We start from the raw sequence: 12,762 nt of genomic DNA, 5'->3' as shown, positions 1-12,762 counted from the left end.
ATAAAAGAGAATTAAATGTTTAAAAAAATATTTTTATCTGATTTGACGGAAGGTGATGCTGAAGATTTAATTCAGATAATAAGCCCTGATGAAGACACTAAATTAAAGGATGATGAGGTGCCCGAGGAAGTAGGCTTACTGCCAATAAGAAATACAGTCCTTTTTCCGGGTGTTGTTATTCCCATCACTGTAGGTAGGGAGAAGTCTATCAAGTTGGTGAAGAAGGCGTTTAAAGGTGACAGGATTATTGGGGTTGTAGCTCAGAAAAATGTAGATACTGAAGACCCATCGGTGAAGGATATTTACGAAGTAGGTACTGTGGCAAAGATCATAAAGATGTTGGCTCAGCCTGATGGTAATACAACCATAATCATTCAAGGAAAATCAAGGTTTAAGGTAGATGAAATGCTGACGGAAGATCCTTATTTTAAGGCCAAAATCAGTTCGTTAAAAAGTATATTTCCGTCTAAGAAAACCAAAGAAACCAAAGCTTTAAAACAGAGCTTAAAGGATTCTGCTACCAAAATACTCAGGCTTAATCCTGAGATACCTCAGGAGGCTCAGATGGCGCTGGATAACATTCATGATCTAGGATTCCTTACTCACTTCTTGGCCTCCAATTTAAATGCAGAAGTAAGTGACAAACAGAAACTTCTGGAAATTAATGATGGGATAGAAAGAGCGACCCTGCTCTTGGAATATATGCTTAAAGAAATTCAACTTTTGGAGCTTAAGTATGATATTCAAAAGAAAGTACATACCGATATAGATCAGCAACAACGTGACTACTACCTGCGCCAGCAGATTAAAGTGATGCAGGATGAGTTGGGTTTTGATGGGGCAGACAGGGAAGTGGAAGAGCTTCGTTTGAAAGGTGAGAAAAAGCAATGGTCTAAAGAGGTTAAAAAACATTTTGATAAGGAGCTTGATAAAATACTAAGAATGAATCCACAAGCTGCTGAATATCCAGTGGCAATGAATTACGTTGAGCTTTTACTTGACCTTCCTTGGGATGAATGCACTCAGGATGATTTTGACCTAAAAAGGGCCAGAAAGATTTTGGATAAAGATCATTTCGGCATGGAAAAGGTTAAAGAAAGAATCATCGAATACCTTGCTGTCTTAAAGTTGAAGCAAGATATGAAGGGGCCGATACTTTGTCTTTATGGCCCTCCTGGGGTGGGTAAAACTTCGTTAGGCAGATCCATTGCCAAGGCATTGAAAAGAAAGTATGTCAGAATGTCACTTGGGGGCGTTCATGATGAGGCTGAGATAAGAGGCCATAGAAAAACTTATGTTGGGGCATTGCCAGGAAAAGTTATTCAGAACCTGAAAAAGGCAAAATCCTCTAACCCGGTGTTTATTCTCGATGAGATTGACAAGGTGAATTCAAACTTTAGAGGTGATCCTGCATCTGCTTTGCTTGAGGTACTTGACCCTGAGCAGAACAACTCGTTTATGGATAACTATCTTGAGTTGGAATATGACCTTTCAAAAGTATTGTTCATCGCTACAGCCAACTCTTTGGATACCATTCACCCTGCATTGCGCGATAGAATGGAGATCATTGAATTGACAGGCTATACACTGGAAGAGAAAACTGAGATTGCTAAAAAGCACCTTATTCCTAAACAGAAAAAGGAACATGGCTTGAAATCAGGTGATGTTAATTTTCATAAGAGTGCCATCACAAAATTAATAGAAGGGTATACCCGCGAATCCGGGGTTCGTAATTTAGAGCGTAAAGTAGGCTCTGTTGTTCGTCATGCGGCAAAATCTGTCGCTATGGAACAGGAGTTTGAAAAAACCATCACCGGTGATGAGGTAGTGAAGATTCTGGGTGCAGAGATTTTTGATAAAGAACTTTACCAAGGCAATAATGTGGCTGGAGTAGTTACTGGCCTGGCCTGGACATCAGTAGGAGGTGAGATATTATTTATAGAATCCAGTCTTTCAAGAGGCAAGGGTAAATTAACCTTATCTGGCCAGTTGGGTGATGTAATGAAAGAATCGGCTATGGCGGCCATTTCTTATCTGAAGGCCAATGCTGAGACATATGGAATAGATTACAGGGTTTTTGATAATTATGATTTGCATGTGCACGTTCCGGCAGGTGCTGTACCTAAAGATGGACCTTCAGCTGGTATCACAATGCTTACTTCCCTGGCTTCCATCTATACACAACGGAAGATAAAGTCTAAACTCGCAATGACAGGCGAGATCACCCTTCGAGGTAAAGTGCTGCCTGTTGGTGGGATAAAGGAGAAGATTTTGGCAGCAAGACGGGCGGGCATCAAAGAGCTGATCTTGTCAGAAAGAAATAAACGTGATATTCTGGAAATTGACGAGAAGTACACCAAAAATTTGACTGTGCATTATGTTACTGATGTTGAACAAGTACTTGAACTGGCACTAATGAAAGAAAAAGTAAAGTCGCCAATGCAATTTACTTTTCCTGAAAAGGTTAATATAGCGAACTAAACTGTTTGCATGTCTAGAATCGCTTTAATCTTACTTCTATATGTTAGTCCGTTGCTCGCACTTGGACAGATAGGTGGTAAGCGATCTTTTGAATTTATCAATATACCTTCTAATCCCCGACTGGCAGGGTTGGGAGGTGTAAATGTTTCTTTGGCTAATGAAGATGTGAATTTAGCATTTTCAAACCCAGCCCTAAATGGAGATACGCTCTCGGGTTTGGTTTCATTTTCATACTTGGATTACTTTGCCGATGTAAACATAATATCAACTGTTTATCAACATGATTTCGGTAAATATGGATCATGGTTTATAGGTATCAACCACATTAATTATGGTGATATAGATAGCTATGATGCAACAGGGGCACCATTAGGAAGTTTTAGTAACAATGAAACATTACTTATCATTGGAAGAAGTCATCAGGTTGGTGTATTTACGCTTGGAGGGTCTTTTAAATTTTTGAACTCCAATGTTTCAGGCTTTAGCTCCAATGCAATTGCACTTGATCTGGGAGGTATATTTCAGCATCCTGAAAAACAATTTACCGTTGGTCTTACTTTTAAAAATATGGGATTTGTTTTAAGTGAGTATACAGAAACCAGTGATACCAAGTTACCTTTTGATATTCAGCTAGGTATGACCTTTAAACCAGAGCATATGCCATTCAGGTTTTCACTTACGGGCTATAATTTAAGGCAAGGGGATATTAGTTACTTTGATCCGAACAACACCGAGGGCCTGGAAGACAAAGGCGGTTTGGATAATGCACTAAGACATCTGAATATTGGGGCTGAATTACTTCTTGGCAAGAATGTTAACTTCAGGTTTGGTTACAACCATTTAATCAAACAGGAGTTAAAACTTAATGACACCAATGGTGGAGCCGGATTTTCATTTGGTTTAATGTTTAGAGTGAAAGCATTTGAGTTTGCCTATAGCAGAGGGGGGTATCATGCGGCAGGCGGTTCCAACAGTTTTGGGATTACTGCGAACACAAACTTATTTTTGAAAAGAACAAAATCAATATTATGATTAGCAAGGAACATTATCTAACTCCTCGACAAATTGTTGAAGAACTTGATAAATATATAATTGGACAGAAAGATGCAAAGCGAAATGTGGCCATTGCTCTAAGAAACAGGTGGAGACGAATGAATGTCAAGGGTGACATGAAAGGAGAAATCGTTCCGAACAATATTTTAATGATTGGGGCTACCGGGGTTGGTAAAACTGAAATAGCCAGAAGATTGGCCAAATTGGCCAATGCGCCTTTTACCAAAGTAGAAGCTTCAAAGTTTACCGAAGTTGGCTATGTAGGTCGTGATGTGGAAAGCATGGTGAGAGATCTTGTTGAGCAATCCGTTAATCTGGTTAAGGCAGAGAAGAAAGAAGAGGTGAAGCAACGTGCGGAGCAGATTGTTGAGGATATAATACTTGATGCATTAATTCCGCCACTGAGACAAAATGGTAGTGTAACCACAACTTCTGCTAATCAAACTGAGGAAGAGCCGAAAACCGAACTAGAGCTCAATGAGCGTACTCGCGAGCGCTTTAGGGAAAAGATCAGAAATGGTGAACTGGAAGATCGTAAAATTGACATTAATGTTCAAAAGCCTTCAGGTGGAGGTGTAGGAATGATTGGTGGAGGAATGATGGATGAATCATCTATGATTAACCTTCAGGAAATGATTGGCAATATGATGCCCAAGAAAACCAAGAAGCGTAAGGTTACCATTGAAGAAGCCAGAAAGATTTTGATAGAAGAAGAATCTTCTAAACTTATCGACATGGATGAGGTGAAGGACCTGGCTATTCAAAGAGCGGAAAACACAGGTATCATCTTTATTGATGAGATAGATAAAATAGCCAAAAGTGGAGGAGGTCAAGGTGGAGCAGATGTTAGCCGCGAGGGTGTGCAGCGAGATCTATTACCAATAGTTGAAGGCAGTACCATCAATACTAAGTATGGAGTTATAAAGTCGGATCATATATTATTTATTGCTGCTGGAGCATTTCATGTGGCAAAGCCTTCTGATTTGATTCCCGAACTGCAAGGTAGGTTCCCGATTAGAGTGGAACTGGAAAACCTGACTAAGGATGACTTCTTCCACATTTTAAAAGAGCCAAAAAATGCTTTGACAAAACAGTATACTGCACTGCTTGAGTCAGAAGATGTTGAGCTGTCCTTTCAGGAAGATGCTTTAGAAGAACTGGCAGAAACGGCCTTTAACATTAACACTGAGGTTGAAAATATTGGAGCACGCAGACTTCATACTGTAATGAGCCAGCTACTCAATGAATTTTTATTTGATGTGCCAGATAAAATAGGCCCTAATGCAAAGATTGTTGTGAACAAGGAACTGGTAAGAGAGAAATTACAAGGTTTGGTTAAGAATAAGGACTTAAGCGAGTTCATATTATAAAAGTGAAATTAGCGAGTGTTTGTGCTATAATTATCCTGTTATTGGTCTCTGAAACATCAGATGCACAAACCTCTTATTTTGATTCCTTAAAGCAGGCAAAGAAAGTCAGGTATGACTCTGCCAGGAAGGATTATATTCAAACCTGGTCTGATAAGTTTTACATAAAACCCATCTTGACTGTCAGGTTTCTTAACCTGATAATAGATGATGAGAACAGACGAGCAAATGAAATTGTTTACAGTCCCAGCTCGAACAACTTCTTTGGGTTTGGCCTATATGCTTTTGACCTGGGTGTGGAACTGTCTTTTAAACTTCCTCAAAATGAGGAGGAAACACCAAAGGAAATTTTTGGTGAGACGGAATCTTTTGATTTTCAAACCAATATTTATGCTAAAAAGTGGGGTGCTGACATCTCTTTCCAGAGATATAGCAGCATGTATATGGAAGATCCGGCAAGTCATTATGCCGATTGGATTCCGGGTGACCCGTACCCGATTCGGGAAGACCTCGCATTGAGGTACTTCCAACTCAATGGTTTCTATTTGTTCAACCACGAGAGATTTTCTTTGCGATCTCCCTATGTGCAAGCAGATAGGCAATTGAAAAGGCAAGGGTCGTTTTTGCTTTCCATGTTTGTATCAACGTTTAGTTTTAGTGCAGATTCTACCCTAATTCCAGAAAGCGCCAAGGTACTTTATCCTGAAAACGAGGAGTTCAGAATGATGCGAACTACTACACTGGCCTTATTGCCGGGATATACCTATACACTTACAAAAAACCACTTTTATGTCAATGCTTCATTCTCTTTAGGTCCTGGGCATTTGTGGATAAAGTACAATCGAGGGGATTTCGAGAAGGAAGATATTAAATTCAGGCCGGTACTTGGGCTGCGTGGAGCAATAGGCTACAATGGCGAAAAGTTCTTTGCGGGCATTACCACCAATGCGAAAATTGTTTCTACCAAGATTGACAACCTCAATGTCAACAGCCGATCTGGCAATATCAAAATATTCTTCGGGTTAAGGCTCCAAGAATTTGGGGTGCTGAAGAAGGAGCTTTTTTAGATTTACATACCAAAAAAGAGAACGGATCATCAATTATTTATCGAAAAATTTCACATTATATATTACATCGGTTGGTTTCTTTGATGGAAGTTTAGCAACATTGAGGCAACATTAAAAACCAACAACCAACAATTAATGAAGCTTTTTAAACATGAAAAGCTTGTTATCACTAAAGAAGAGATAAATGGTGTAGAATTTATTAAAGAAGTCTGGTCTGGCGTACTTTCAACTACTATTTTCCATAACCTGGTACTTGAATCCCTGAAGATATACCGGGAGCAGGTACCTTTAATAAAACGTGATAGCAAGAGATTTTTACTTTTCGCAGATGTATCAAAATTAGAAATTATAAGTGCTAAAGACATTCAATGGCTAATTGATGAAGTAAACCTCGAATACGAGAAAATAGGTTTTACAGAACAAGCCGTTGTTGTCCCGAAAGCACAAATAGCACAGACAACTGTTTCGGAATATGAAGGTGTTACTGGAAGCTTTAACACAAAACTATTTTCAGAAGAGTTAAAAGCCATAAGGTGGTTTTTGTCCTTATTATAGCGACTATTTGCCGTTTTTAGGATAATCAAAGAATTCTAACTGGCCTGTGCCGAAGTTAACTTCATACCAATCATTAGTGTCCAATTTTATGGCAACTATACCGCATGTAGGTATATTGTAAATCTCTTCATTGGCAAGGGAGCAAGCAAAGTCTGTAAAACCAGGATTGTGTCCAAACAGCATTAATGAATTTACATGGTCTTCAGTGTTTTTAACCACCTTTAATAAAGTGCCTTCACCAGCATGATAGATGGATTGCTGTGTTTTGATTTTCTTTGGATCATAGCCAATGCTTTTGGCAATGATCTGACAGGTGGTAAGGGCCCTGTTTGCAGGACTACTAATAATTAAATCAGGTAAGACAGACTTATCTGCCAATCGCTGCCCCATTTTTGGAGCATCTCGTTCTCCCCTGGCTGACAATGGCCTGTCAAAATCAGACAGGTTAGGATAATCCCAACTTGATTTGGCATGACGAACAAGGTATAATATTTTCATAACTTATATTCATCTAAAATGGCGCTGTATAGAATTTGAGCAGGATGTAGTGCTTTACGATGCACGCCATCCTTTATTTGATGCCTACAGCTTGTACCTGCGGCAGCAATTATTACTTCACTTGGTTGCTTTCTGATAGTTGGAAATAGTACCAATTCACCAATTTGCATGGAGGTTTCATAATGCTCCTTTTCGTAACCAAAAGAACCTGCCATGCCACAGCATCCAGATGGTATAATCTCTACCCGATAACCGGAAGGAAGGGAAAGAAGTTTCTTGCTTGGTACCAATGATGATAATGACTTCTGGTGGCAATGACCATGCAGCTTTATCAGCCTCTCTTCTGAAGTAAATATGGCTTTATCAATTGTATCAATGTGCCTGGCAAGAAATTCCTCAAAAGTATAAACGTTTTTAGCAAGTTTGACAGCACTTTCTCTATCTGGTCTATCCACTAGGTCTGGATACTCATCTCTAAAAGATAAGATGGCTGATGGCTCGATTCCAACCAAAGGCTGATCATCAGTAACAAGATCTTTGAAAAGAGTTACTTGTCTCTGCGCTAAGGCTTTAGCTTTATCAAGCATTCCTTTTGAGATAAATGATCTTCCACTTTCAGGGTGTTCAATAAATTTCACATCGAATCCCAAAGCATTTAAAAGCTTGATAGCAGTTATGCCAATTTCAGCATCATTGTAGTTGGTAAACTCGTCTATAAAAAGGTAAAGAGAACCTTTAGGATTCTTGTTTTTGGGAAGCTTGTGATATTCCCTCTTGTACCAGCTTGACAGTGTTATTTTGGATAGTTCTGGCATACTTCGCTGAGCATGAAAACCTATCAGAGACTTGCTCAATCCTGATAATGGTGAATTCATTCCTAATTTGTAAAGCCAGGGAACTTTAGAGGCAATTTTGTTAAGTCCGGCAAAATTCCCAATAATTTTTGATCTAAAGGGAATGCCATTGGCTTTTTGATACTGATATTGAAATTCTGCCTTTAATTTTCCAACATCAACATTTGAAGGGCACTCAGACTTGCAGCCTTTGCATGAGAGGCATAAATCCATCACTTCTTTTATTTCAGCACTGTCAAAAGCATTGGCCTTTTCTGAGTTAGTGAGTACTTCTCTGAGTATGTTGGCCCGGGCCCTGGTCGTGTCCTTTTCATTTTTTGTAGCCATGTAAGAAGGGCACATTGTTCCTCCAGACAGTTGTGTCTTGCGGCAGTCTCCCGATCCATTACATTGTTCCGCAGCACGAAGCACTCCGTAGGTGTTGTCAAAGTTTAATATAGAATCAAACTCACGGGTTATCTGCCCTGGCTTAAATCTTAGTGAAGAGTTCATGGAGGGTGTATCAACAATTTTTCCAGGGTTGAAAATATTGTCAGGATCCCACGCATTCTTAACTTCTTTAAGTAGCTGATAATTTTCCTCACCAATCATGAACGGTATGAACTCACCTCGCAATCTGCCATCACCATGTTCACCACTTAAGGAGCCTTTATATTTTTTCACCAGTATGGCAATTTCTTCTAGTATTGTTCTAAAAAGTTTATTTCCTTCTTCTGTTTTTAGATCGATTATGGGTCTTAGGTGCAGTTCTCCAGAACCGGCATGGGCATAATGCACACAGTATAGATCGTATTTTTTTAGTACTGCATTGAACTCCGTTATATACTCTGGCAGGTCATTTACATCAACTGCAGTGTCTTCAATAACTGGTACCGGCTTAGCATCTCCAGGCATATTACTTAGTAGTCCAAGCCCGGCTTTTCTTAGACCCCATACTTTTTTGATATCATCACCTTCCACAAAAGGAAAATGATATCCGAGCTTTTGAGATTTTAAATCAGTAATTAAGGATTCTTTTTTATGATGAAGTTCTTCTTCCGTTTCACCATAGAGCTCGACAACCAATACTGCCTGTGGGTCACCCTGCACAAAAAAGCGATTTTCACGCTGCGCTATATTTCCCTTTGTGCACTCCAAAATGTAGTGATCCATCAGTTCTGAAGCTGAAGGATTATATTTTAAAGCTGCTAAGTTGCCTTTTAGCGAATCGTAAACGCTCTCAAAATGGATGCACAGTAAACCGCTTATTTTTGGAGGTAATGGCTCAACATTTAAAGTGGCTTGAGTAATAAATGCGAGGGTTCCCTCTGAACCAGCTAACAGTTTACAAAAGTTAAAGAGCTCTGCTCCATCTATAAAGGGCTCTGAGCCCATCAATAAATCAATTGCATAGCCGGTATTCCGTCTTGTAACACTAGCTTTTGGATAGTTATCAACAATTCTTTTTCTATTGTCTTTATCAGTAAGGATGGCTTTTATATTTTTATATAACTCACCCTCTAGTGATTCATAACTACATTTTTCATCAAACTCACTTTTTGAAATAGCTTTTAAGACTATTTCAGAGCCATCAGAAAGTAATACTTCTGCTTCAATGAGGTGTTCTCTCGTGCTACCGTATATTATTGAGTTGGATCCACAAGAGTTGTTGCCAATCATACCGCCAATCATGGCACGGTTAGCAGTGGATGTCTCAGGACCAAAATAAAGGCCGTGAGCATTTAAATGCATATTTAGCTCATCGCGAATTACACCGGGTTGCACTTTAACCCACTTTTCATCTTTATTAACCTCCAGTATTTGTGTAAAATGCTTTGAGACATCTACTATGATTCCGTTCCCTACAACCTGGCCGGCCAAAGATGTGCCTGCAGTTCTGGGTATTAAAGAGGTTTTATATTTTTTGGCAAACCCGATCAGTTTTTTCAGGTCGTTTTTAGATTTTGGCAAAGCAACAGCCAGCGGAATTGCCCTATAAGAAGATGCATCAGTTGCATATATACGCTTAATTGCCTCATCTGAAAACAGCTCACCCTCCAATTCCGATTTTAATCTACCCAGTGCATTACCAATGTCTTCCATATGCGATCAATAAGAGTCGAAAATTAGAATGTTTTTACTTCGCTTAAAAAGAATTCGTTAAGTTTAAGTTGATTTTTTAAACTATTATAATAATAACCAATGAAGCTAAAGTTCATTGTTTTTGCTCTCATCACCATCATTTTTTATTCTTGTGGATCCGCCAAAAGGGCGAGAATTAGAGAGCAGAGAATTAACACTGTTATACAAACTGCCAGGGCTTACACGGGAACGCCTTATAAATGGGGCGGAACTTCCAGAACAGGAATTGACTGCTCTGGACTACTTTGTAATTCCTTCAGGTCTGCCAACTATGTATTACCGAGAACATCAGATGCACAAAGTAAAGTAGGCAGCAAGGTTAAAAGAAGATTGCTGGCACCGGGTGACCTGGTTTTCTTTGCAACCGGAAAGAAAAGAAGAAAAATTACCCATGTGGGATTGGTAACAGATACAAGAGGAGGGAGAGTTAAATTTATACACAGCTCCTCATCTCTTGGTGTTGTTGAGAGCTATCTGGATACAGAATATTATGATAAACGATATATCACTGCGAGGAGGCCTTTTTAATAATAGAGAAATATCTATATTTGCGTTCCTATTTTGGGGATGTAGCTCAGTTGGCTAGAGCGCTTGACTGGCAGTCAAGAGGTCGTGGGTTCGAATCCCATCTTCTCCACCAAAAGCACTCTTCGGAGTGCTTTTTTATTACCATACATTTTCCTTCTAACCTATAGCGCTACCCGAGATTGCTATTATGTTGTTGATAACCAAGATTTGGATAACCGATTCTAAGATCACAAAAAATCAAGATCAAAGTATACCAGAGACGCCTCAGATTGGGAATTGAAATGGTTTCAGGAAGCAATTGATCGTTCTGAAATCTGTGTGTAGAAATTATAACTAAGTAATTTGCCAATTTAGAGTCAACTTATTTCAAGATTGTACTGTACCCTTCAGTGTTATTGTTTTAATTTCACAATTAGAGTTAAGAGTTACTTAAGAAAAGGTTTTGCAATATTTTAGTCTTTTTTAACTACTAAAAAATGAAGTTTAATATCTTCAAGTGTTCAAATTATTAAGCAATCTTTAAAATTCTGTGTAAGATATTTACTATCTTTTCAAATTAGTATTTAATTTCATTGATGATTTTAAAATACATTTTTTTAAAACCAACTAATTTTTAACCCTAGCGGGTTCTGTCTTAAATGGCCAAATTAAAAAACATTATAAAGCAGCTTTCTTTAAAAGATTATGAGGCTATATACACCTCATTGATTGAAAGCAATGCAGAAAAATCAGCTTATTTACTTCAGTCAATGCGTGAGCGCAGCCTATCAGATAACAAAGTAATGGCAGAGCTTGATGTTAACACCAACGCCTACTATACCCTAAGATCGAGGCTTAATCAAAAAATAGAGGAGCACTTGCTTCAGCAGATGGAAAGCCCCAGAACTGATATTCTGAAGAAAGTAGCGAACATTAATGAAATAATATTTACTAAAAAGAAGGCGATTGCAGTTGCTACGCTTAAAAAGCTAGAGAAGGAATTGTTGGATTATGACCTCTCTAATGAACTGACAGTAGTCTATAAATCATTAAAAAAGCTGCACTTAAACTCTCCGGATTACTTCAATTATTCACAGTTATATAACCGCCATGTAGCCTATATGCTGGCAGTAGATAAAGCTGAGGATCTGTTGGCCGAGTATTTTAAAAAGTATGGTCAATTTGCTCTTTCTGGAGATGAAATTGATAAAATGGGACTTGGCTTGCTCTTAAAAGAAATGAGTAATGTAGCGGCACTTTATGAGTCACACAGGCTTTATGTATATGAGAGTTGCATGATTATTTTCCATAGACTGTTTGTGGATCAGGAAGAATCAATGGATGACGGTCAGGAGCCAATAGAAGACATACTGGATAATGTAGAAAAGATTTTTGCACAGTACCAGCTTGACTCAATTTACTATCACCTAAATTTGGTTTTTGAGTTTCTCAAATTAGAGTATTACAATCATTATAAAGTATACAGAAAGGCTGAACGTTACTTTGAGGAAGTAAATGATGCCGCTGACAACTTACTGACGAATTATACACTTTATACCTATCCTGCGCAATTCTTAATTACTAAGATGAACAGGCATCTACGGATGGGGACTGAGCAATCTATGTATGAGGAAAATGAAGGAGCATTTCAGGACTTTGAGCTTGATAAGTTGGATGTTCCAACTTACCTTACCTATACCATGTACCGCGCTATATCGGCATATTATGTTGGTAAGTACGATGAGGCCAGCAAATGGATAAATGGTTTGCTTAATGAAGTTAGCATGAAGAAATTCCCTTATATCCAGCTGGAAATAAAGATTGTATTGGCAGTACAATACTGCATGCAAAATGATTTTGAGCTATTCAATCAGTTGATAAATAGTATTCAAAGACAAATTCGATTGCTAGGAAAAGATAGGTGTGAGCATATTATTATCTATACTAAAATTCTGAAGACAGCAATTAGTGATGTTAAGAGAAATAAGGTAGATAAGTTGAATAAGCTTGTTGAAAAACTAGTGGAAGTTAATGTCCCTCATTTTTCACCATCTTCACTTATTAAGTTTAAAGGTGATTTCGTCCAGAGAATAAGTGAAAGGATAGTAGTTTAAACTTCGATATAATGGACAAAAATGGTTGGTAAAATCCTTGTAACTCACAGATAATCAATAGGATATGTATGGTTCATTGAAAATCGTTTCAATGAGCTTTTTTTTGTATATGAAAAGTGCAAAAAAAGATGTTGGGCTTGTGGCC

9 protein-coding genes and 1 tRNA gene are annotated in these 12,762 nt (G+C 38.4%); 8 read left to right on the top strand and 2 right to left on the bottom strand.

Going from position 1 to position 12,762, the window contains the following annotated elements; genetic code table 11:
* Window positions 1-15: 15 nt before the first annotated feature.
* The 5 genes from lon to RIB54_RS17195 all read left to right on the top strand — a co-directional run bounded on the left by lon (window position 16) and on the right by RIB54_RS17195 (window position 6,523).
* Window positions 16-2,481 (top strand): endopeptidase La, encoded by a 2,466-nt coding sequence (gene lon / locus RIB54_RS17215; protein WP_350102044.1) that lies wholly within the window; start codon window positions 16-18, stop codon window positions 2,479-2,481.
* Between the two features lie 9 nt (window positions 2,482-2,490).
* Window positions 2,491-3,513 carry a type IX secretion system protein PorQ gene (gene porQ, locus RIB54_RS17210; RefSeq protein ID WP_350102042.1) on the top strand — a complete coding sequence of 341 codons (1,023 nt, stop codon included), beginning with the start codon at window positions 2,491-2,493 and terminating at the stop codon, window positions 3,511-3,513.
* Window positions 3,510-4,904 (top strand): ATP-dependent protease ATPase subunit HslU, encoded by a 1,395-nt coding sequence (hslU, locus tag RIB54_RS17205; protein ID WP_350102041.1) that lies wholly within the window; start codon window positions 3,510-3,512, stop codon window positions 4,902-4,904. Before porQ ends, hslU begins: the two co-directional genes overlap by 4 nt.
* Before the next feature lie 2 nt (window positions 4,905-4,906).
* Window positions 4,907-5,968, top strand: coding sequence for a DUF4421 family protein (locus tag RIB54_RS17200; RefSeq protein ID WP_350102040.1), 1,062 nt, complete (start codon window positions 4,907-4,909; stop codon window positions 5,966-5,968).
* A 135-nt stretch (window positions 5,969-6,103) separates the two neighbouring features.
* The gene (locus RIB54_RS17195; RefSeq protein WP_350063359.1) at window positions 6,104-6,523 is read left to right on the top strand and encodes a hypothetical protein; all 420 of its coding nucleotides are present in this window, start codon (window positions 6,104-6,106) and stop codon (window positions 6,521-6,523) included.
* Window positions 6,524-6,526: 3 nt separating this feature from the next.
* Here RIB54_RS17195 and RIB54_RS17190 read toward each other — a convergent pair whose 3' ends face one another.
* On the bottom strand, window positions 6,527-7,021 hold the full coding sequence (locus RIB54_RS17190) for a SixA phosphatase family protein (RefSeq protein WP_350063358.1): 495 nt from the start codon (window positions 7,019-7,021) through the stop codon (window positions 6,527-6,529).
* Window positions 7,018-9,957, bottom strand: a complete 2,940-nt coding sequence (locus RIB54_RS17185) for an FAD-binding and (Fe-S)-binding domain-containing protein (RefSeq protein WP_350102039.1) — start codon at window positions 9,955-9,957, stop codon at window positions 7,018-7,020. The genes RIB54_RS17190 and RIB54_RS17185 overlap by 4 nt, the downstream gene beginning before the upstream one ends.
* A 99-nt stretch (window positions 9,958-10,056) precedes the next feature.
* Here RIB54_RS17185 and RIB54_RS17180 point away from each other — a divergent pair, with 99 nt between their 5' ends.
* From RIB54_RS17180 to RIB54_RS17170, 3 genes are all read left to right on the top strand, one after another.
* Window positions 10,057-10,524, top strand: coding sequence for a C40 family peptidase (locus tag RIB54_RS17180; protein ID WP_350102038.1), 468 nt, complete (start codon window positions 10,057-10,059; stop codon window positions 10,522-10,524).
* Between the two features lie 35 nt (window positions 10,525-10,559).
* Window positions 10,560-10,636: transfer RNA gene (locus RIB54_RS17175), tRNA-Ala, on the top strand.
* 526 nt (window positions 10,637-11,162) lie between these two features.
* Window positions 11,163-12,617, top strand: a complete 1,455-nt coding sequence (locus tag RIB54_RS17170; protein ID WP_350068023.1) for a hypothetical protein — start codon at window positions 11,163-11,165, stop codon at window positions 12,615-12,617.
* The last annotated feature ends 145 nt before the right edge of the window (window positions 12,618-12,762 follow it).

The sequence above is a fragment of the Fulvivirga sp. genome (genome assembly GCF_040218215.1).
Classification (GTDB): domain Bacteria; phylum Bacteroidota; class Bacteroidia; order Cytophagales; family Cyclobacteriaceae; genus Fulvivirga.
The sequence above is the reverse complement of the archived record's forward strand: the minus strand, read 5'-3'. Positions and strand labels throughout refer to the sequence as shown.